Origin of the sequence: Erythrobacter sp., assembly GCF_035194505.1 — a bacterium.
Lineage (GTDB): Bacteria > Pseudomonadota > Alphaproteobacteria > Sphingomonadales > Sphingomonadaceae > Erythrobacter.
Genome location: NZ_CP136573.1, coordinates 92600 through 112600, shown reverse-complemented (window position 1 = coordinate 112600; position 20001 = coordinate 92600). Strand labels below are relative to the sequence as shown.

Here is a 20001-nt window from a genome sequence, read left to right as displayed (position 1 = left end):
CTACATCGGGAAGATCGACTGTCCCCCGTCGATCACCAGCGAATGACCGGTCATATACTGGCTCGCCGGGCCAGCCAGAAACACCGCAGCCCCGGCCATATCGTCGACAGTGCCGAGCTTGCCCGAGGGGGTCCGCCGCAAGCATGCATCCTGGAACGCTTTGGGTGTGTTAAGGCTCATTTCGGTTGCAATGAACCCCGGCAGGATCGCATTGGCGCGAATACCGGCAGGGGCCAGCTCCACCGCGAGCGAGCGCACCAGGCCCGACACGGCAGCCTTTGTGGCGGAATAGCCGCCACCCGGCACTCCCAGCAGCGCCGCGACCGACGAGGTGACGACGAGACTTCCGCCGCTCCCTTGTGCGATGAACTGCCGGGTCGCCGCTTGAAAGGTGTAGACCACGCTGTTGACGTTGAGGTCGAGCGTGCTTTGCCAGTCTCCGGGAGAGAGTTGGGTAAAAGGCTTTCGCACGCCCGACCCGCCGGCATTGGCAAAACAGCTATCAAGCCGGCCAAAGCGAGCGATCGTCAATTCCATCGCTGCTGAGATCTGTTCCGGGTCGGTAACGTCGCAGGCGAAGTCTGCCACGTCTGCCCCATTGGCCTTCAGCGCCTCGCTCGCCGCCCGGTTGCGCTCGGCATTTCGCCCCCAGATCGCAACGCTGGCCCCGGCGCTCGCGAGCCCTCGCGCCATGCCGATGCCTAGACCCCCATTACCCCCGGTCACAAGTGCGACATGTCCGGTCAGATCGAACAGAGATGGCATGGCGCCGGCCGTGCTGTTGGCGGATGTGCCCATCAGAAGCCCATCCGCACGTTAACGCCATACACCCGCGGATCGAGCAGGAAGGCGCTGCGGAAGCTGCCGACGAGGTTGGAGTTGACTTCGAGGAACGTGATGTCGTCGTTGTTCTGGACGTTCTTCACAAAGAAGATCAGCGCCAGATCACGTTCGTCATTGGCAACCTGCAACTGAAGGTCGAGCTGTTCCCAGCTGCCGACACGGTCCGCCGCGACATTGAATTCCCGCGCCCAGAAGCCGGTCTGCGAATAGTAATCGACACGCGGTTTTAGCGACCAGCTTCCCGCAACCGGAATGTTGTATTCCGCCGCCAGCTTGAGGGTGCGGCTCGGCGCGTTGGGCAATTCGTTGCCTTGGATCTGGAAGAACGCCCCCCCGCGCGACGGATCGGATGACCGGAAATCGCTGCGGATATCGGTCTTGAGCAGGCCCAGCGCCCCTTCCAGTTGCAGCCCTTCAAGCGGCGTGAAGACCGTCTCGAGCTCGAAGCCTCGCACGCGGGTTTCGGGAATGTTGACGTTAGTGGCAAGGGTGCCAACGATGTTGCCGACGATCAGATTGCTGTAATCGTATTGGAACAGAGCCCCGTTGAGGGTCAGCTTGGAGTCAAGCAGCGTGTTCTTCGAACCGAGTTCCCACGAGTTGATGAATTCGGAATCGAACGTCGGCGTGCCGACGTTGCCCGGATTGAACCCCCCCGATTTGAACCCGCGCGAGAAGGTCAGATAGAGATTATTGTCTGGCGTCGGCTGCCATGTCACGCTGCCACGTCCGGTCCAAGCATCGAATGAAGCTTCGCCTTCAAAGAACGGCCCCAGCGCGAAGGTGCCGCTGGCGGTGCGGATAGACTTGTCATCCTTGGTGTAGCGGATGCCGCCGAGCACGCTCAGTTCAGGCGTGATATCGATGTAAACCTCACCGAACACCGCGTGCGAGGTAACGCTGGCATCGGTAGTCACGCCCGCCGCGACAAAGCCGGCGGTCCGGTTGGCGGGCATATAGGTGATGACATCGCCTGCGCTGTTGGCCTTCAGATAATATCCGCCTAGCAGGAAGTTGAACGGCCCTGACAAGTCTGATGCAAGGCGCAGTTCTTGGCTGACCTGATCGCGCTCTCCCGAACCATACTGGGCTGAACGCCAATCGGGCGACGAAATCACCTGACCCGGACCAAGCAGGTAAGTCAGGACACCATTGCCCGCGCCATTTGCGGGCGAAATCGCGCTGGGATTGAAAGCATTGGGCCGCGTGCCCTGATCGAAGTCCCGGACGGAATTATTGCTGCCGTCCCGAAAGCCGGTGACCGAAGTGAGGCGCAGCCAGTCACCGATGTCCTGGTTGATCTCGAAGGTGGCGAGCAGGTCCTTGGCCCTCTGTTCGGGCAGAACATCGATCCGCACTTCACGCAGATCAGCCGGATTGGAGCTGAACGTATCGGCTCGCACAACCCCGGGAATCAGAAAGCGGTCGATCGGGAAGTTGACGGCGGGGAAATCATTGGTGACCGAGTCAGGCGAGCAGCCCAAAGTCGGATCGGGTGTGCACAGCGTCTTCACCGCGTTGGCGCGGTTGCTGTCTTCTTCGAAGTACGTGACCACGAAGTCGACCGTCGTGCCGGAGCCGGTGTCGAGCCGTGCGCTGCCGCGCAGAGTGAACTGGTCACGGCCGTCGATGCGCGAGCCATCCTCGAGGTTGCGGGTATAGCCGTCGCGCTTGAGATAGTGCCCGGCAAACCGCAAGCCGAAGCCGTCGGTGACCGGCACGTTCACGGCGCCTTCGATGCGACGCCCGTCAAAGTTCTCGACCTGCGCGCTCACATAGCCTTCGAAGGCATCTGTCGGCTTGCGGGTGACGAAATTGATCAGGCCGCCGGTGGTGTTACGACCGAACAGGGTGCCCTGCGGGCCGCGCAGCACTTCGACCCGTTCAAGGTCGAAGAATTCACCAAATGTGCTGCCCTGCTGCAGGAATACGCCGTTGATGAGGACGCCGATGTTGGTGTCGCTGGAACCACCGAAGGACTGCGACCCGACCCCGCGGATCGTGAGGTTGCGGTTGGCTGAAAGGATGACGTTCGGTGCGTTGAACTGAAGGTCCAGCGCGTCTTCGATACGGGCATTGCGGATGTTCTCGCCAGTCAGGGCTGTGATCGCGATGGGCACTTCCTGCACGTTTTCCTCGCGCAGCTGCGCGGTCACGATGATGACGTTTTCGCTTTGCTCAGTGGCTTCGTCAGCCTCCTGTGCGAACACAGGTTGGCTGCACAGCGCAGCAAGCGGCAGGGCCGAGATGGCCGGGAACAGCTTTTTCATTGGTATCCTCCCCTCGTTATGGGAGGGAGATGACACTTAATGGACTAACCGTCAATATAAACGCCAATACGAGTGCATATGCGTGCATTTCCCAAGCCAATATCGGGTTTTGCGGCATCATTCGTCATTATCGTCCGCAACCCTTCCCCGCTGATGGAGCGCGCCACATGGCCCACCGCAAGTGGCCTGCGAGGACTGCGCAACGTTCTCTCATCAATCGCTGAGGCTCGACTCGACCAGACTGGCATTGCCGAGCCAAACGAGCTCGCCTTGCGCAAAGCGGAACGCAAGACCGGCGACCCAGCATTCGTCTCGTTCGCTTGCGATGAAATGGGACGGTCGGACGAACGCTGATTGTCGGCTTCTATCAAAACCAGACATCTGAAACATCTTGGGGAACGGCCGTTTCGTCCCAAACACGGTAATTCAAAGCGGCTGGCTGGCATGTTTGCTTTCACACGATGCGTGCGGCATCAAATACCACACATAAATCAGCGTCGAAAACGTCACCGATCAAGCTTAAATTCTGATTTTCAGAGCTTTGGCACCGATGCTTGGAGAAGCAGGACACGCCGGATGTGGATCCCGCATTAGCGACGGAACCGTTCGGATTCGAACCCACAGGGGGCAATTGGATCGCAAGTTTCGGGCTGTTGCGAGCTTCCACCGTGTTTCGCTGCTGTGCCCCCAAATCTGCCAATTCCCGCCCCCAGATGTGCCCCCAATCAGCGTCTACATAAATGGGCCGAACAAGCTTATTTCAGCTTGATGAGTTTATACAAGATCCAGAGCGCTAAGTTTCGTAATTATCATGCTATTATTAGCATCTTACGAACTTAAATTAGCAACAAAATGCTTGGCGGAGAGGGTGTCCTACAAACTATAATCCAGACGCATCCCATTACAATCGCAAGGCCCTTGTAAATTTGGCATTCTAGCGGAGATTTTGTTATTACCCGTCCGAATGCGTCCCATTGCGTTCCCATAAAATCACGCTATCATCAGGGAGCTTTTGTGGGAACGATGGCTTTGGCGGACAATTGTTTCGTTATGCGGATGCGCTCCCCGATAGGAGGGCAAATGCCGCGTAAGCTTCACAATGCACTGACGGTAATGACGGTGAAGAATGCGAAGCCTGGGCGACACGCCGACGGCAGTGGACTGCACTTGCTTGTGAAAGATACAGGCGCGCGCTCTTGGGTTTATCGGTTCATGCTCAAGGGCAAGTCGCGCGACATTGGTCTGGGTGCGGCTGGTCCCGGCGGCATCTCGCTTGCCGATGCCCGCGATCTGGCGACTGCGCTTCGCCTCAAGGTCAAGTCGGGCATTGATCCGCTGGAGGAACGGCAACGCTCCGAGGTCGAGGCCAAGGCGGCAGAGCAGGCGGCGAAGGTCGCCGGAATTACCTTCAAGGCGATGGCAGAAACCCATATCGCCGCGAATAAGGAAAGCTGGCGTAATGCCAAGCACAAGCAGCAATGGGAAAACTCCCTCAAGACCTATGCCTATCCGGTGATAGGCGATCTGCCTGTGGCCGAAGTAGATACCCCGCACGTGCTCAAGGTGCTGGAGCCGATCTGGCGCGAGGTCCCCGAGACCGCCAGCCGGTTGCGGGGCCGGATTGAAACCGTGCTCGATAGCGCCAAGGCGCGGGGCTATCGGCAAGGCGAAAACCCCGCTCGCTGGCGCGGACATTTGGCGCAAATCCTCCCCGCCCGCACAAAGCTATCGCGGGGCCATCACAAGGCGATGCCGTATGATGCGATACCCGCCTTCCTGAAGCAGCTCCAAGAGCGCAAGGCGGTTGCGGCATTGGCGCTGGAGTTTGTCATTCTCACCGCGGCGCGCACGGGCGAGGTCATCGCCGCCGAATGGTGCGAGATCGATCTGGCGAAGGCGGTTTGGACGGTGCCAGCCGAGCGGATGAAGGCGGGCAAGGAGCACCGTGTCCCGCTGGCCCCGCGCGCGGTGGCGATACTGGAGGAAACGAAGCAGCTGGGCGGGAGATACCTGTTCCCCGGCACGCAACGTTCCAAGCTGTCCAGCATGGCCATGGCGATGCTGCTTCGCCGCATGAAGCAGGACGTTACGGTTCACGGGTTCCGATCCGCGTTCCGAGATTGGGCAGCGGAATGCACCGGCTATTCGCACGAGGTCTCCGAGATGGCGTTGGCGCATACCATCAGCAACGCCGTGGAGCGGGCCTATAGGCGCGGCGATCTGTTCGAGAAGCGGCGGCGGCTCATGGACGAGTGGGCTGCATATTGCGCCACGGGCGGTGCCGTGGCTGGTGACAACGTGAAGATGATCCGAGGTGTGGCATGAGCGACTGGGTTCCCGCCAATCTAGCCCGAGACAGGCTCAAAAAGGCGATCGGAAAGGGTCCTGACGTCCTTGTCGCGTGGGCCTCTAATGGGTTGCTGCGGTCTCACGCGGCGACTTGGGAGCGAGATTGGCGGGAGGCAGAAAAGAATGTTGATCTGCCAACAATGTTCTGGCGCGGAACTCCAGTTACCGATGACAGAACCCCGCTTGATTGCTTCAGAGCAAACGACTGGGACAACGGTACTTTCAGCGTGATGGTCAACGAGACTGGCTTAAGGCGCTACGTTGAAGGCCCGCCGCCCTATCAACACACGGCCCATTTCGTTAAATTTTCAGCGGACGACCTGACAAGATGCATTGCCAGCTTGAAGATTAAGCGGCGCCAAGGATTGCAGGAAGAAAATCCGGCACTGTCACCGGCCAAACTCGAAAAATGGTTCCAAGATCTCGGCCCCGATGTCGAAAGAATATCGCAAACCCAGCTACTGCAGCTTTGTCGTGAAGCCCATCCGAACAATCGGATTACCCGGGATAGAATTCGAGATAAAACTCCTGACCGAAAGCGCGGTCCAAAACCGAAGGCGCACTAGTTCCGCCAGAAAAGCTGGCGCAATTGCGGCCGAAATTGCCCGCCGAATTTCCGTCCCAGATGATCGCACTCGTTCAACAGAGAACGAGGCAATCCAATGCAAACCTTCACTAATGCCAATCCCAAGCTGGGTTACAGCATCCGCGAGGCCTGTCAGGCGTCCAGTCTGGGCAGAACCACCATCTACAATCACATCGCCGCAGGTCGGCTGCGCGTGACGCGGGTAGGCGGGCGAACCATAGTCCCCGCCGAGAACCTTCGCGCGCTTATCGCCGGTGACGTCGTCGCCGACACCGCAGAGTAAAAAACCCCGGCTCCCAAGGGGAACCGAGGCTTTAGCGGCTTGAGGAGTATACCCTTAAAGACAGCCGGTTGTCCAGCATACTGGAGAACTGACATGAATTTCTATATCCCGAACACGAACCCGAATCTGACCGTCGTCCGCCGCGCAAGCGATGGCACGATCTCTCTTGTCCCCATCATCTGTTGGGGGGAGTTCCGACTTGCTCGCGTCCCAGTCGACCTGACGCATATGGGAACCGATTGGGCCCAAGTTATGTATTCGGACTTCGCTATCCACGACGCGGTGACCGGGCGGGTCTATCTGCGTAACGGCGATGTGTTCGACACGCTGGTGGCCTTCGCGGAGGCAAGTCGATGAGCGGCTTCGCGGGGTTAATCCCCAACCTCGACGCGGCGCGGCGGCTATTTGAGGCCCTCGATCAAATCCATCTCGTCAGCATTGAGCCAGATGGAACCGAACGTTCTGCGGGCCGAAACTTCGGCGTTAATGTGGACGCTGCAATCGAGTGGGCCGCCGACCAGAATGGCAACGGGCGCAATGTCTACTGGACGGTGAACCGCGTCCGAGAACGGATACACAAGAAACCGAAGAAGACCGATATGACCGCCGCGCGCTTTGCGCATCTGGACATTGACCCGCCCAAGGACGGTACCCTGTGGGATCGCGCGGGCAAACTAGCGGGGCTGCAGGCGCTCGATCCACAGCCAAGCATGATCATCGATAGCGGAAATGGCCTGCAAGCCTACTGGCGGTTGAATGACGGCGTGGCTCCCGAAGAGATTGTGGCGATAAACTCCGCACTAATCGCAAGCCAGAGCGGCGACAAGGGAACGCAAAATCACGATCGCCTAATGCGGGTGCCGGGTTTTGTGAACTTTCCCAGTGAGGAAAAGCGTGCGCGGGGTCGCATGCCGGTGCTGTCTGGATGGGCGCAACCGGACACGGGCGAGCGTTTCACGCTGGCCGAACTTGGGGCGGCATTCATCGCCGGGGCGAAGCCCACAATCAAGGTGCCGCGCATATCTAACGGCACGCCCAGTCCCATCGAACGGTTCAATGCCGAGAACACCATCTCCGCGCTGCTGGCGAAGTATCGATACGCCCGGTTCGGCAGCTCGAACGATCACCGCAGCCCACACCAGACCAGCGGAAGCTTTGCGACACGTGACTTCGGCGAATACTGGGTTAGCTGGTCGGCCAGCGACCTCGAAGCCGGACTTGGGCGCGCTGCCGACTGCGGTGGCTGCTTCGGCGATGCGTTCGATCTGTTTGTCCATTACGAGCATAGCGGAGACAGCAAGGCCGCGCTGGATGGGCTTGGGTGCAGTGCCAATGGCAGAGGCGGTGGCAGCAGTAACTTCCGCTTCATTCGGGTTGGCGACCTAGAATACAGACCGCCTGAATTCTTGGTTGATGGCCTGATCGAAACGGAGACGCTCGGGCAGATCTTCGGAGATCCCGGAGCCGGCAAGAGCTTCGTGGGCGTGGATTTAGCTTTATCGGTCGCCACTGGCGCTCCGTTTCATGGCCGCGCCGTTCGCCAAGGCCCAGTGTTCCTGATTGCTGGTGAAGGCCACAATGGCCTAGCCCGCCGCTTCGCGGCGTGGAGCCTGCACAACGGCGTAAGCATTGAGAACGCACGCCTCTTTATGTCCAACCGGCCTGCACAGTTTCTCGACGCTGACAGCGCGGCAGGCGTTACCGAAGCCGTGAGAGAGCTCGCCGCGCAGCATGGCAAGCCTGCGCTTATCGTGATCGACACGCTTGCCAGAAACTACGGGCCGGGTGACGAGAACAGCACCAGCGACATGAGCGCTTTCATTTCTGTTGTTGACGACCTCAAGGCCGAATTCCCCGGCTGCACCGTCGCGCTCATTCACCACACAGGGCACGCAGAGAAAAAGCGTGGGCGCGGAGCAATGGCCCTGAAGGGTGCGCTCGACTGGGAATATCTGGTCGAGAAAACCGACGATATCATCCGCTTTACAAACACAAAGATGAAGGACGCGGAACCGCCAGCGCCGCTTGCCTTCTCCTTGGAGTCTGTGACCCTACGCGATGGCGCTTCAAGCGCAGCGCTACAGGTGACGGACGCGCCGCTCCCATCACGGCGACTGTCCCGGTCACTGCAATTGGCTGTCGATGCCCTCGTCGAAGCCTCCGGTGGTAGCACGGACGGCGTCCATCTGGAGCAGTGGCAACGCGTCTTCCTCGCCCGCCACACCGGCTACAACGAGGCCAGCAAAAGCCGCGCGTTTCGCCGGGCGAGGGCGGAATTAGTGGGCTTGTCCGCGGTGTCCACGACCGATGATTTCTACAAAATCGAATGGCCCGAGATTGCCGCCGCGGGCGCCAAGGCGGACAAATAGCGGACATGACTAAGTTAATGAAATTCAGAACACGGACAAAGCCGGACAAAGGGCGGACAACGCCATTCCATCCGTCTGCGGAAGCGGGCGAGTGGGCGGACGGACACGGACAGGGGTATATACCCTGTCCGCTTGTCCGCCCTCCGACCGGAAGTCGAAAGATTAGCCCCCCCGATGGCTGTAATATGACCGCCACTGACACCCCCCCCGGCGGCACGACAGGCTTGCTGACCCCGCTGGGGGGGGGCGCAAGTGAGGCGCCAGACTTCACGCGCGCGCGCGATAGCTGGGCATAATTCTCCGATTATGCTAAACAAATTCGGCCCAAAAACCCCAACGAGGTCCGCCATGAATACAGCCATCGCCAAGCGTAGCGTAGGCCGCCCGCCTGTGATTGATCCAGCCGAAGTCTGGCCGCTGGTGCTGGGCTACATCGCCAGCGGGGACGCTTTGGCGACAGCCTTGCAGCGGCTCGACCCGGCGCCGTCCTACAGTTGGGCGAAGGTCCAGCTGCGCGAGAATCCCGACCTCCAAGCGGCCTACCGCGCCGCGATCGAAGACCGCGCCGACACGCTGGCGGATGACATCATCGCGTTGGCTGACAGCGAACCACCCGCGCACCTTGAGGGACCAGCGCTGTCGGCATGGGTGCAGCAGCTAAAGCTGCGTGTTCATGCGCGCGAATGGACCGCAGCCAAGCTACGCCCGCGCGTTTACGGCGAGAAGATCGATGTATCAGTCCAGCACACACAGATCAGCGTGCTTGCAGCGCTGGAACGGGCAGAGCAGAGGGTGATCACTTTGGCTAATGGGCCGGTCAACGCTTGAAGCCAATGCATTCATACCACATCTTTCATTCAATTATTGAGAGTGAGTCGGGATGAGATATTTCAAGCTTCTGCGGAATGAGATAGACACGCGGACGCTGCTGGCAGAAATTGCAGCAGTCGACAGCGCGTTTGACGAAAACCGGGGCCGGCAGCAAAAGATCGCAGTTCAGCGTGAGGCGCTGGCCATCCCGTTGCGTGGCCTGCGGGCCTCGAAGATCGGAACGCGTAAGCGGCGCGACGTGCATGAAAGCCGCTGGACGACAGGTGCGCAGCGTTTCCCGTTGGCCCGTGCCTTCCTTGAGCGGGTTGCGGCACAGGAAGATGCGCTCTTGTCGCGCGCTAAGATCGTATCCCTGCCGCCGGGCCACAAAGTCTATCCGCATGTTGACCGGGGCGAGTATTACAGGCTGCGCAATCGCTATCACTTCGTGCTCAAGTCGACCGGATCATGGATGCGTGCCGGTGACGAGGAGGTGCGGATGCGCACCGGAGAATTATGGTGGTTCGATAATGATCAAGAGCATGAGGCCTGCAACGACGGTGATACCGATCGCATTCATCTCATATTTGATCTGTTGCCGCTGGAGTTGGCGTCCAAAATCGGCTTGGGAACTAAATTCTGAGAAAAAACCGGCGGTATCAATGACGGTAGGCAATATTAATAAATAGTCTGCTGGCGACTATACTACTCACTAGCGGGCTATTTTCATTGAATGCTGTCAAGGCAACACGGTATTCCCTAATAGGCATATCCGGTTACACCAGTGCTTTGGCTGCTGCATCAATCAGACCGCCATGGCTAACGCAAGCGGTGAAATCATGCGAAACATCGGGCAGGGTGATCAAACGGACATTGGTTGGTCGCCCCTGTTCATGGGCGTAAGCTGCCATGGCCTTCACAAAGCCATGCGCGCGGCGCAGGCGGTTCTTGCCCTGATGAGCGACGATTACTGCATCCTGACGCACGGAATCATCAATCCTAACATCGCGATTACCCACAATCACGGTGGTGGGAATATCGAGGAACTGCGGCCCCACCAGAGTCTCTCCCGCTGTTCCGCCGATGCCATACGGATAGGCCAGATCGGTGCGCGGCAGACAATACCAGCCCGCCGAAGCGACGCATAGGCGGGTGACGCGTTCAGGGTAGAACATCGCAAATCGGTGGGCCATCTGTGCTCCACCGGAAAAGCCGAACAAACGCACTTTGTCAGTAGCGATGCCGTAGTCGGTGGCAATTGCCTCCAGCAGAGCGATCAGCGCCTTGTCCGATGGCGTCTCGCCCCGCCTGCGCGCCCTCATCTGTTGGTATCTACCGAAAGGCTTTGGTGTGAAAAGCGGAGCAATGATGGTCGTGCGGGCAAAGGCTGGGTGCGCGGCAAAGCGGGTGGCCATCTCGGCCGCATTGCGGCTGATCCCGTGGATTGCGACCACCACATCCTGATCGGGACGGGCATTGGCAAAAAAGCAGCCAGGTACCCCTTCGCCTGAGGGGGGGCGAAAGCTTGGGAAGGAAGCCACGGGGATCATATACGAGGTTCGTTCATGCCGGCCTTATCCTTGACCTTCGGCAATGATGCGCGGAACGTTGTCTGGGGCCTGGTCTGAGCCAAGGAGTGGGGCTTCGCAGGCCGGGCCAGCATTTGGCCGAGACGCGCCAGAGCAATGCCGCCGCCGATACGGGCGTGCAGCGCGCGCGATGTTTCCATCAGGCGGCCGGAAATAAATGCGATCAGCGTGAGACTGCCGGCGATGCTGGCGACGGTGCCTGAGGCAACCGCCTGGGTCGCTACTATCAGCGTTGCGAGCAGACCGGAAACCGCTATCGCCGCCGACATGCAGCCCGCAAGGACCGCTCGGCGAACTGAAAGGTGCTTAAGCTCCTCCGAATGATTTGCGAGCGTACGATAACCGTGCCCGTTGGTGACCGGCAGGTCGGCCATAGCAATGCGCACCCGGCGAACGAAAAAGCGGTTCATTCGCCCACGCTGCGTGCGCTGGTCCGTAATGGCGCGTGACAGCGGGCGAGTAAGCAGGATCATGCATCCCACGCCCAGCGCCAACGGAGCGAGCGCAAGGCGCAGCTCTGGCATGGCGAGGCCGACCCAGATGGTCGCTCCGCAGGCGGACAGGGTGCTGGTCCACAGCCGCACTGTGCCGCGTAGCGCATAGTTGCGCAAAGCGGCCATGTCATTGACCAGCCCGGTCAGCCATCGCGCGTCATTGCCCTCGCCGCGGTGGCGCATCACTGCCTTGTAGAGCGCCTCCCGGCAATCAATCACGAAGGATTGGGCGAACCGTTCACCCGCCCAGCGTTCGCTCAGTAGGGCAAGGCCCGCGAGTCCGGTCAGCCCGGCCGCCACCGGCAGCATAGGCCATCCCAACAATGTCCCGCCCCCATGCAGCTGGTCGATCGTTTCAGCGAGCAGAACCGCCATCAGAGCCTGGCTCAGGGCGAGGACTGCCAGCAGCACCGCAAGCTTCATCCGGTTGCCGTACAGCAGTGCTGGCGTAGCGATACTCATGCTGCGACCGTAATCGTCCGGTTGCTGAAGGCCAGCTGCGCGGACTCGACCGGATCGCGCAACTGGTCAAGGGTGGCCACGGTAATCCCAGTCGCATCGGCCACCTCACGCGAGGCGAGCGGCGAGGCCGACACCAGTCCGGAAACCGCCAGCGGCGTGATCTGCCTGTCGGCAAGCCAGCGGCAGCCGAAAGCCGCGCCCATCGCATCGTTTGCAGCAAAGATGAAGCCGTCGAACCAGCCCTTGTTGTGGCCCATTTCGACCAATCTTGCGGTTTCATTTTGAAGCAGCCCGTCGGCGATTTCCACGACAGCGATATCGGCATTATCGTCGGCCAAACTCGCCAGCAGGCCCAGAGCAACGTTACCAAGTTCGTCTGCCCCCACCTTAAAGGTCGAGGCGTGCCCGGCATCGGTGAAATCCACCGCCAGCGCCGCGCCTGCATCGCGCATCGACCAAACGTCACCGCCCGATCCGGTGCCGGTGAGCTTGGCCGCGCCGACCCGGAAGCCTGCGCGGGTAAGACCGTGGACGATCCCGGCTACCGTGGTGGTCTTGCCGGCATTCATAGAGCTACCAACAACTGCGATCACCAGCGGCGGGCGATTGCACCGAGCAGAAGCCGGAGCGGCGGGCGCAAAATCTGCCAGGTTGATGGTGCAGCCGTCAGCCCGCACCAATGCACCAATGACAGTGATTACGGTGGGCGCCTTGATCCGAGCGTGACGGCATGTCGCACGGGCTGCCACACCGCCACCGGCCACCAGATGGCACGGGCCGAAATCTTCGGGAATGTAAGCCTCAAACTGGTCGGGGGCATAGCGATTACCATAAGCCACGATGATTTCATCACCGACATACAGATCGCCGCGGCGACCGTGGACGTTCTCCAGACGCCGATGCTGGCCAAGGCTGGTGACCCGGGCAAGGATCAGGTCGCCAGCTTGCGGCTTGCGACCGCTGCGCACGATGCGCGCCGCCAGATTCAGATCTACATTACGAGTGGTGAAGGCGCGCTTGGCAGCGCCAAGACGCGTCTGCAACCGTTTTGCACGTTCATTACTGGTGGGAGCGGGAATAGGGTTAACAATCATGGGGTGATCCGGGCCTTTGGAAATCGCTGAGTTAACGCCTCAGCGGAATCGGTTATTCGTCGTAACCGAAAAATAAGAATGATCCCTTAAAGCGGAATAACCAGCCTAACGGCCCCGTTGGGATCCCGGCTGGCAAAAACTGCGATACACACGCGGCGTGCAGACGCTCGCCATCTTGGAGATTAGATTTGAGCATTCAGAGTTTCCGCCGCAGCACAATGCTTGCGGCGACACTAAGCGCCTTCATGGTACCCACTCTGGTGCATGCCGATGACGGGGTTGAAGCCGATTCTGGCGGTCTTTCTGTGAAGACCGGTGATCTCGAGATGAACCTTGGCGGCCGCCTGCATCTAGACGCCACAGTGTTCGACATTGGCTTCGACAGCGTCACTGAAACCGACGTTCGCCGCGCCCGTGTCGAATTCTCGGCGAAGTATGGCGATGTTGTTCAGGTGCGGGTCGACCGCGAGTTCGCGCAGGCCGATGGCTGGCGCAACCTGTGGGTCGGTATCACCCCGGCAGAAGGTTTCGAAGTGCGGGGCGGCAACCAGATCGTGCCGTTCAGCATGGAAGATATGGGCAGCTCGAACATGATGGCGCTGGCCGAACGGTCGCTTGCCAACACGCTGTCGCCCGCGTTCGGCCTTGGGGGCATGGCGCGCTATCACTCGAAGAACTTCACGATCGCAGGTGGTTACTTCACCGACGCCCTCGATGACGAAGTCGGACAGTCGCGTGTGCGCGGTGACGGTTTCACGGTCCGGACGACCTTTGCACCCGTAACCAGCCGCAAGGGTTACCTCCATTTCGGCGCGGCTTATGAAAACCGTTCCTATAATGTGACCGAACCTCCGCGATTCACCGCGATTTCGGCGTCGAGCCTTGCGCCGAGCCTTCTGCGCACCGGTGCACTGAACGGGGCCACCGGGTTTGACGCCTATAACGCCGAATTCGCTTACGCCCGCGGGTCGGTGCAGGTGCAGGCACAGTATATCGGCGCCACGGTTTCACGGGCTGGCCTTACCGACCTCAACTATGCGAGCTGGTATGTCCAGTCTAGCTTGATGGTGACTGGCGAAAAGCATGGTTATTCGCGCAGCACCGGCACGCCGCTGGGTCCGCGCATCGGCAAGAAGGGCGGTGCGATCGAACTTGCCGGGCGTTACAGCGAGCTTGATCTTGACGATGACAGTCTAGATAGAGGGCGGGCGTCTATCGCGAACATCGGCGCAACCTGGTATTTAAACCAGAACATCCGGGTGCTCGCCAATTACGCCCGCACCAAAACCGATGGCAGCCTGTTGGTGCCCGATACCAGCGGTAATCTTGGCGTCGTGCGCTTCCAGGTCGCCTTTTGATCCAATTTTGCCGCCAACATCAAAGATGCCGGGCACTCCTCCCTCTAGGGTAGCCCGGCGTCACCCCGATCCGTAGGCGCCTCACCTCGCGACATCCTTGCTCGCGAAGCTGGCAAAACGCCGTCATTCCGGTTTCACCCACTTGCGGTCAAGAGCACGGTCGTTGCGCTATCCCGAAGCGGTATTTCGGCATCAAGCGCCTGGCCGCCGAAACCCGACATCCACCAACCCATGCCGCAACGGAAATGTGGGGCATGACCAACCGGCGGCGATATCTGGCGCAGATCCCTATTCCCTGATTAGGCAACCTACACATCGTTGAATATGGATTTGTTGACGATCGACGACCTCTTGCGGACGATTGCCTGCGCAAGGAGGCACCACTTTCGGGGCGAACTGACGGTCGTAAAGCGGCCAGCTAATGTCGCTGCAAGTATTCAGAGCGAGGGCCTGTAGGCCCTGAACGCTTGGCTGTTGCGAGGGGCACGAATGAGGGAGCGTGGGCTTATGCATTTGCCCTAAGGCACGAGAATTTCCATATCACCTGCAAAAAAATTTCGCGCAGGGGTAGCCCGTGACAGTCGCGCCACGCTCGGCCCCACCCCCGGGGGGTAGGGCGAGACCTAAATCGAGAATTGAAAACGATCGGCTGGAATTACATGTGACCCATCGGGCTAGCCATGGAACCGCTAAGGCGGCGACCCATTCAAGTCGGCTCTCCATCGGGGAGCTATTATGGTAATAGGCGGCGATTGAGAGAAAAAGTCCAAGATTTACAGATGATATTGGCGGAGAGGGTGGGATTCGAACCCACGTTACCGTTGCCGGTAAACCGCATTTCGAGTGCGGCGCATTCGACCACTCTGCCACCTCTCCGCGAGGCCTGTCGCGCGTCTGGCAAGGCCGCGTGGTCGGGCGGCTGGCGACAGGGAGCGCGCCCGTTAGCCCAAGGCGATTGGCTTGCCAAGTCCTACCGCACCACAAAATTCGGGCATATCTTGCCCCTGCCACAGCGACGTGCTTGTTTTGCGCCCGCAAAGGTTCATATTAAATCCATGGAACGCGCAGAGTTCTTCTCGAGTCAGGCTGGACGCACAATCATCGCGCCCCGCCAGACACGCGCCCGCTTCGGCATTGGCGATGTGGTTCGCCACCGCCTGTTTTCCTTCCGCGGCGTCGTTTTCGACATCGATCCGGTCTTCGCCAATAGCGAAGAATGGTACCAATCGATCCCCGAGGATATCCGCCCGAACCGGGATCAACCGTTCTACCATCTGCTCGCCGAAAACGAGGATTCGTCCTACGTTGCCTATGTGAGCCAGGGCAATCTTCTGGCCGATCCGCAAGGCGGCCCGATCGATCATCCCACCGTCCGCCAGCTGTTCGACAGCTTCAAGGACGGCCGCTACCGGATGCGGCGATCGCTTACGCATTGACAACCTTGTCGGGTGTATCCCGGCAGAATGCAGGCTCCAGCCCCTTTAGAGACTGATCGCACCGCACGGCTCCGGCTGGCGCTTGAGCGCGAGTTGCGGCCTGGCGAAAGCGTGCTGTGGCATGGCTGGCAGCTCGCGCGGATCGATCCGCGCCAGTTTCTGGGCTACGTCTTTGCGATCCCCTGGACTGCCTTTTCGCTCGCTTGGACGGGTATCGCGGTGGCTGCCGTTGCCAGCGCCGGTCCGGGAGAGAACGAGCTCGGACTCGTCGCCTGGGCCTTTCCGCTGTTCGGCCTGCCCTTCGTCGCCGTCGGCGCATGGATGCTGGGCCAGCCCTTCAAGCCGCTGCGCGAACGCGGGCGGGTGCTCTATGTCATCACCGACGAGCGAGTGCTCAAGCTCAGTCTTGCGCGTGCGCTCGATGTCACGGCGGTTCCCGCCGCACGCATCGGCATGGCCGAAAGGCGCGAGCAGCGCGACGGCACAGGCATTTTGCAGCTTGCCGTAAAGGTTGGCATCGACAGCGATGGAGACCGGCAGACCGAGCACTTCGTGATCGGCGCGGTCGAGGATGTAATGGGCGCGCAGGAAGCGTTGAACCGGATCGCCACTGTTGGCCGCGACCAACCGGTCATGGGCGCACTCAGTTCTTGAGTTTCCACCCCGAACGCAGCAGCGCATAGACACCGGCTGCGAGAACTGCGTTGAGCCCCAACAGGCCTGCGCCGGCAACCAGCACATGATCGGCCGCGCCGATGTCGCTTTGGCCGAGGAAGCCATAGCGGAAGCCCGAGATGACGTAGAAGAACGGGTTCGCCCGACTGATCGCCTGAAACACCCCGTGCAGGTTCTCGATCACGTAGAAGGTGCCGGAAAGCAGCGAGAGCGGAGCGATCACGAAATTGGTGATTGCGGCATTGTGATCGAATTTCTCGGCCCAGATCGAGGTGGCAAGGCCTGCGGTTGCCAGAAGGAGCGATCCCATCAGCCCGAACCAGACAACCGCCCAAGGGTGCGCAAAGCCGAGCGAGACACCCGGCCAAAGCGCCATTGCCAAGCCAACGGTGCCCCCCACTGCAATCGCGCGCGTGATCGCGGCGGCAAGGATTCCTATCATCAGCTCGCCCGGGGAAAGCGGAGGCATCAAGAGATCGATGATCGTGCCCTGCATCTTGCCTGACAGCAGCGAGAATGAGGAATTGGCAAAGGCATTCTGCATCATCGCCATCACGATCAGGCCCGGCGCGACGAAGGTGGCGAAGGGCACGCCCAGCACTTCGCGCCCCTCGCGGCCCAGCGCGACAGTGAAGATGACCAGAAACAGCAGCGTCGTGAAGGCCGGCGCCCAGATCGTCTGGGTCTGCACCTTGAGAAACCGGCGCACCTCCTTCATATAGAGGGCATTGAGGCCCACGCGGTTGATCCCGGTAATCACCGGGCGTCCGCGCGGGGCAAACCGGGTGCTCCCGCCGGTCTTGTCAGAAGCCGTGTTTTGCGTCACGGGAGCGGCATTGCCATCTAAGCGTGCTGGAACAGGTTCGGCCATGGTGCTAGCGCCTAGGCCCAAGCGGCTTTCGTGACAAGCGTGGCACCCGCAATCAGGCCCGGCTAAAGCGCCGGGACAAGAACAGGTAGAGTATATGAGCTGGACGGACGAGCGCATCGCGACGCTCAGGAAAATGTGGGAAGGCGGCGCCACCGCCAGCGAGATCGCCACCGAGCTCGGCGGAGTTAGCCGCAACGCGGTGATCGGCAAGGCGCACCGGCTCGGGCTCAAGGCCCGCCCCTCGCCCGTCAAGGCCAACGAGAAGAAGAAGGCGGCCGCGCCCAAGAAACCGGCTGCGCCAGCGCCCAAGCCTGCACCCGAAGCGCACCGCGATGCCGAGGCGACTGCGCCGGTGGCTGCGCCCCCCGAGCGTACGGTGCGCACAGCCGCGCCTGCGCGCAATGATGCGGCCGATAACCCCGCGAGCGCCAGCCCGTCGCAGCCCATGCCCAATCCGCAGGCCGACATGCCCAAGATCGTCTCGGTCGGTCCCGGCGGTTTCCTGCGTCAGGGGCCCGGCGATCAGCAGGCGCCGATCCCCCCCGCCCCGCCGCGCCGTCTCGTGCCGGCCAAGCCGAGCCCCGAGATCGCGGGCAAGACGACGCTGCTCGATCTGTCGGACAAGGTCTGCCGCTGGCCGATGGGCCACCCGGGCGAACCCGATTTCCACTTCTGCGGCGAGCAGGTGAACCCCGGCTTCCCCTATTGCGTCGAACATTGCGGACGGGCTTATCAGGCCCAGCTCCCGCGCGGCGTCCGCCGCCCGCCCCCGCCGCTGCCTTTCGGCGGCCCGCGGGTTCGCTAAATCGGGGGCGACCGGCATGACCCCTGCCGTTCGTCTCGCTGCGGCGCTGGCCGCCACCGGCCTCGCCGCTCTGCCGTCAGCCGCCTTTGCGCAGCTGCCGCAGCCGGTGCGCGCCATGATCGATGCCGCTATCGCAACCGGTGACGAGGCCAAGGTCCGCACCGTCATCGAGATCGCGCGAGTGACCAATCCGGGCGATGGGGCTGAAATCGATGCCATTCTAGCCGGTTTCGAGCAGCAGCAGATCGCCGTAAAGGCCGCCGAAGCTGCCGCGAAGACCGAGGCAATCCGCACCGCCGGCCTATTCCAAAACTGGTCCGGCAAGGGCGAGTTCGGCGCTTTCCGGGCGACTGGCAACACCTCCAACACAGGGATCACCGCCGGCCTTACCGCCGAGCGCCAGGGCATTGACTGGCGGCACCGCCTGACGGGCCGCATCGACTTCCAGCGCGCCAACGGCGTGACCACGCGCGAGCAGTTCCTTGCCCGCTACGAGCCCAACTTCAATCTGTCGGACCACGTCTATGTCTACGCGCTCGGGCAATATGAGCGCGACCGGTTCCAGGGCTTTTCCGCACGCTATGCCGTGTCGGGCGGCATCGGCTATCAGGTGTTCAACGCCAATGATCTCAAGCTCTCGGTCAAGGCGGGCCCGGCTTACCGGGTCACCGAATTCACCGATGGTCGCAGTGAAAGCCGGATCGCAGGACTGATAGGGGTCGATTTCGACTGGAACATAACCAAGCGGCTGACCCTGACGCAGGACACCAATGCGGTGGCCGAAACCGGCGGATCGGCTATCGCGATCATCGATTCGCGCAACACCACGCTCGATCTCGTCACCGGCCTCAATGCCGCGATCAGCAGCAAGCTATCGGCGCGCTTTTCCTATGCGATCGAATATGACAGCAACCCGCCGCCGGGTGCCGTGCAGACCGACACGCTCAGCCGCGTCACGCTGATCTACGATTTCTAGAAACTCAGGCCTTCTGGGCAAACCAGATGATGTGATGCGCGCCCTTATTGCCCGGGCGCGAGCGGACATTCCACTCGGTCACCTGGAGGCCAGTGTCATACAGCCGCTTGCGAAACGCCGGGTCAGGGCCGGCTGACCAGACCGCAAGGATCCCGCCTGACCTCAAGGCATCGCGCGCCTTGGCCAAACCGGTGCGTGAATAGATGCGGTTATTCGCATCGCGCACGATCCCGTCCGGGCCATTGTCGACATCGAGCATGATCGCATCGAATTTGGCGCAAGTGCCGTCATTGGCATCGTCGATCAGCGCAGCGACATCGCAGATCTTGAGATCGAGGCGGGGGTCGGCAAGGCCCTCCCCTGTCAGCGTCGCCATCGGCCCTTTGGCCCACTCGATGATCGCCTCGGAAATCTCTGCGACCACAATCTGCGACGATGCGCCCAGTTTTGCCGCAGCTGCGCGATAAGTGAAGCCCATGCCGTAGCCGCCGATCAGAATGCGGGCATTGTCCTTGCCGAGCCGATCGATGGTGAGGTCAGCGAGCTGTTCTTCGGAGAAACGCATTCGCGTGCTCATCAGCTCGTTGCGCCCCATCACGATCATGAAATGGCCCGCATGGGTGTAGAGCTCGAGGCGCACGCCATCCTCGATCTGGGCAGTGTCGATGAGTTCACGCTGGAGCATCGGTCAAACTTCCAAAAGCAAGGCCGCCCGGATCGCTCCGGGCGGC

At 60.8% G+C, this 20001-nt stretch carries 19 protein-coding genes and 1 tRNA gene; 12 read left to right on the top strand and 8 right to left on the bottom strand.

Annotated features, from left to right (window positions below; translation table 11 throughout):
• Positions 1–798, bottom strand: coding sequence for an SDR family NAD(P)-dependent oxidoreductase (locus tag RSE14_RS00630; protein ID WP_324075213.1), 798 nt, complete (start codon positions 796–798; stop codon positions 1–3).
• Positions 798–3113 (bottom strand): TonB-dependent receptor, encoded by a 2316-nt coding sequence (locus RSE14_RS00625; protein ID WP_324075211.1) that lies wholly within the window; start codon positions 3111–3113, stop codon positions 798–800. The genes RSE14_RS00630 and RSE14_RS00625 overlap by 1 nt, the downstream gene beginning before the upstream one ends.
• A 1080-nt stretch (positions 3114–4193) precedes the next feature.
• Here RSE14_RS00625 and RSE14_RS00620 point away from each other — a divergent pair.
• The 7 genes from RSE14_RS00620 (at position 4194) to RSE14_RS00590 (ending at position 10153) form a co-directional block, all read left to right on the top strand.
• Positions 4194–5438: a tyrosine-type recombinase/integrase gene (locus tag RSE14_RS00620; protein WP_324075209.1), complete on the top strand. Its 1245-nt coding sequence runs from the start codon at positions 4194–4196 to the stop codon at positions 5436–5438.
• The gene (locus tag RSE14_RS00615) at positions 5435–6028 is read left to right on the top strand and encodes a hypothetical protein (protein ID WP_324075208.1); all 594 of its coding nucleotides are present in this window, start codon (positions 5435–5437) and stop codon (positions 6026–6028) included. Before RSE14_RS00620 ends, RSE14_RS00615 begins: the two co-directional genes overlap by 4 nt.
• Positions 6029–6124: 96 nt before the next feature.
• Positions 6125–6331 carry a helix-turn-helix domain-containing protein gene (locus RSE14_RS00610; protein ID WP_324075206.1) on the top strand — a complete coding sequence of 69 codons (207 nt, stop codon included), beginning with the start codon at positions 6125–6127 and terminating at the stop codon, positions 6329–6331.
• 93 nt (positions 6332–6424) lie between these two features.
• Positions 6425–6688: a hypothetical protein gene (locus tag RSE14_RS00605; protein ID WP_324075204.1), complete on the top strand. Its 264-nt coding sequence runs from the start codon at positions 6425–6427 to the stop codon at positions 6686–6688.
• Entirely contained in the window at positions 6685–8700 is a 2016-nt protein-coding gene (locus RSE14_RS00600; protein ID WP_324075202.1) for an AAA family ATPase, read from the top strand. The genes RSE14_RS00605 and RSE14_RS00600 overlap by 4 nt, the downstream gene beginning before the upstream one ends.
• Positions 8701–9048: 348 nt before the next feature.
• Entirely contained in the window at positions 9049–9528 is a 480-nt protein-coding gene (locus RSE14_RS00595) for a terminase small subunit-like protein (RefSeq protein WP_324075201.1), read from the top strand.
• Between the two features lie 52 nt (positions 9529–9580).
• On the top strand, positions 9581–10153 hold the full coding sequence (locus tag RSE14_RS00590) for an aspartyl/asparaginyl beta-hydroxylase domain-containing protein (protein ID WP_324075198.1): 573 nt from the start codon (positions 9581–9583) through the stop codon (positions 10151–10153).
• A gap of 133 nt (positions 10154–10286) precedes the next feature.
• On the opposite strand, the gene RSE14_RS00585 is transcribed toward RSE14_RS00590, so the two are convergent.
• From RSE14_RS00585 to RSE14_RS00575, 3 genes are read right to left on the bottom strand one after another with little or no spacing between them, the layout of a single operon-like run.
• On the bottom strand, positions 10287–11060 hold the full coding sequence (locus RSE14_RS00585) for an alpha/beta hydrolase (protein WP_324075196.1): 774 nt from the start codon (positions 11058–11060) through the stop codon (positions 10287–10289).
• Positions 11057–12055, bottom strand: a complete 999-nt coding sequence (locus RSE14_RS00580) for a hypothetical protein (RefSeq protein WP_324075194.1) — start codon at positions 12053–12055, stop codon at positions 11057–11059. The genes RSE14_RS00585 and RSE14_RS00580 overlap by 4 nt, the downstream gene beginning before the upstream one ends.
• Complete coding sequence (locus RSE14_RS00575) at positions 12052–13149, bottom strand: DUF1611 domain-containing protein (RefSeq protein WP_324075192.1); 1098 nt, start codon at positions 13147–13149, stop codon at positions 12052–12054. Before RSE14_RS00575 ends, RSE14_RS00580 begins: the two co-directional genes overlap by 4 nt.
• A 245-nt stretch (positions 13150–13394) precedes the next feature.
• Here RSE14_RS00575 and RSE14_RS00570 point away from each other — a divergent pair, with 245 nt between their 5' ends.
• The gene (locus RSE14_RS00570; protein ID WP_324075190.1) at positions 13395–14507 is read left to right on the top strand and encodes an OprO/OprP family phosphate-selective porin; all 1113 of its coding nucleotides are present in this window, start codon (positions 13395–13397) and stop codon (positions 14505–14507) included.
• A gap of 786 nt (positions 14508–15293) precedes the next feature.
• Here RSE14_RS00570 and RSE14_RS00565 read toward each other — a convergent pair.
• Positions 15294–15383, bottom strand: a tRNA-Ser gene (locus RSE14_RS00565).
• A 179-nt stretch (positions 15384–15562) separates the two neighbouring features.
• Here RSE14_RS00565 and hspQ point away from each other — a divergent pair.
• Both hspQ and RSE14_RS00555 read left to right on the top strand, forming a co-directional pair.
• Positions 15563–15943, top strand: a complete 381-nt coding sequence (gene hspQ, locus RSE14_RS00560) for a heat shock protein HspQ (protein WP_324075188.1) — start codon at positions 15563–15565, stop codon at positions 15941–15943.
• Positions 15944–15970: 27 nt separating this feature from the next.
• Positions 15971–16597, top strand: a complete 627-nt coding sequence (locus RSE14_RS00555; RefSeq protein WP_324075185.1) for a hypothetical protein — start codon at positions 15971–15973, stop codon at positions 16595–16597.
• Here RSE14_RS00555 and RSE14_RS00550 read toward each other — a convergent pair.
• Positions 16587–17444, bottom strand: coding sequence for an ABC transporter permease (locus tag RSE14_RS00550; protein WP_324075183.1), 858 nt, complete (start codon positions 17442–17444; stop codon positions 16587–16589). The genes RSE14_RS00555 and RSE14_RS00550 overlap by 11 nt on opposite strands.
• Positions 17445–17583: 139 nt before the next feature.
• On the opposite strand from RSE14_RS00550, the gene RSE14_RS00545 reads away from it, so the two are divergent.
• Both RSE14_RS00545 and RSE14_RS00540 read left to right on the top strand, forming a co-directional pair.
• Complete coding sequence (locus RSE14_RS00545) at positions 17584–18294, top strand: GcrA family cell cycle regulator (RefSeq protein ID WP_324075181.1); 711 nt, start codon at positions 17584–17586, stop codon at positions 18292–18294.
• A 16-nt stretch (positions 18295–18310) separates the two neighbouring features.
• Positions 18311–19270 carry a DUF481 domain-containing protein gene (locus RSE14_RS00540; protein ID WP_324075179.1) on the top strand — a complete coding sequence of 320 codons (960 nt, stop codon included), beginning with the start codon at positions 18311–18313 and terminating at the stop codon, positions 19268–19270.
• 4 nt (positions 19271–19274) lie between these two features.
• Here RSE14_RS00540 and RSE14_RS00535 read toward each other — a convergent pair whose 3' ends face one another.
• Positions 19275–19955 (bottom strand): spermine/spermidine synthase domain-containing protein, encoded by a 681-nt coding sequence (locus tag RSE14_RS00535; protein WP_324075177.1) that lies wholly within the window; start codon positions 19953–19955, stop codon positions 19275–19277.
• Positions 19956–20001 lie beyond the last annotated feature (46 nt).

Excerpts from the sequence above, each read along its gene's own strand:
- RSE14_RS00630 (WP_324075213.1), bottom strand. The coding sequence starts at position 798 with ATGGGCACATCCGCCAACAGCACGGCCGGCGCCATGCCATCTCTGTTC.
- RSE14_RS00625 (WP_324075211.1), bottom strand. The coding sequence starts at position 3,113 with ATGAAAAAGCTGTTCCCGGCCATCTCGGCCCTGCCGCTTGCTGCGCTG.
- RSE14_RS00620 (WP_324075209.1), top strand. The coding sequence starts at position 4,194 with ATGCCGCGTAAGCTTCACAATGCACTGACGGTAATGACGGTGAAGAAT.
- RSE14_RS00615 (WP_324075208.1), top strand. The coding sequence starts at position 5,435 with ATGAGCGACTGGGTTCCCGCCAATCTAGCCCGAGACAGGCTCAAAAAG.
- RSE14_RS00610 (WP_324075206.1), top strand. The coding sequence starts at position 6,125 with ATGCAAACCTTCACTAATGCCAATCCCAAGCTGGGTTACAGCATCCGC.
- RSE14_RS00605 (WP_324075204.1), top strand. The coding sequence starts at position 6,425 with ATGAATTTCTATATCCCGAACACGAACCCGAATCTGACCGTCGTCCGC.
- RSE14_RS00600 (WP_324075202.1), top strand. The coding sequence starts at position 6,685 with ATGAGCGGCTTCGCGGGGTTAATCCCCAACCTCGACGCGGCGCGGCGG.
- RSE14_RS00595 (WP_324075201.1), top strand. The coding sequence starts at position 9,049 with ATGAATACAGCCATCGCCAAGCGTAGCGTAGGCCGCCCGCCTGTGATT.
- RSE14_RS00590 (WP_324075198.1), top strand. The coding sequence starts at position 9,581 with ATGAGATATTTCAAGCTTCTGCGGAATGAGATAGACACGCGGACGCTG.
- RSE14_RS00585 (WP_324075196.1), bottom strand. The coding sequence starts at position 11,060 with ATGATCCCCGTGGCTTCCTTCCCAAGCTTTCGCCCCCCCTCAGGCGAA.
- RSE14_RS00580 (WP_324075194.1), bottom strand. The coding sequence starts at position 12,055 with ATGAGTATCGCTACGCCAGCACTGCTGTACGGCAACCGGATGAAGCTT.
- RSE14_RS00575 (WP_324075192.1), bottom strand. The coding sequence starts at position 13,149 with ATGATTGTTAACCCTATTCCCGCTCCCACCAGTAATGAACGTGCAAAA.
- RSE14_RS00570 (WP_324075190.1), top strand. The coding sequence starts at position 13,395 with ATGGTACCCACTCTGGTGCATGCCGATGACGGGGTTGAAGCCGATTCT.
- hspQ (WP_324075188.1), top strand. The coding sequence starts at position 15,563 with ATGGAACGCGCAGAGTTCTTCTCGAGTCAGGCTGGACGCACAATCATC.
- RSE14_RS00555 (WP_324075185.1), top strand. The coding sequence starts at position 15,971 with ATGCAGGCTCCAGCCCCTTTAGAGACTGATCGCACCGCACGGCTCCGG.
- RSE14_RS00545 (WP_324075181.1), top strand. The coding sequence starts at position 17,584 with ATGAGCTGGACGGACGAGCGCATCGCGACGCTCAGGAAAATGTGGGAA.
- RSE14_RS00540 (WP_324075179.1), top strand. The coding sequence starts at position 18,311 with ATGACCCCTGCCGTTCGTCTCGCTGCGGCGCTGGCCGCCACCGGCCTC.
- RSE14_RS00535 (WP_324075177.1), bottom strand. The coding sequence starts at position 19,955 with ATGCTCCAGCGTGAACTCATCGACACTGCCCAGATCGAGGATGGCGTG.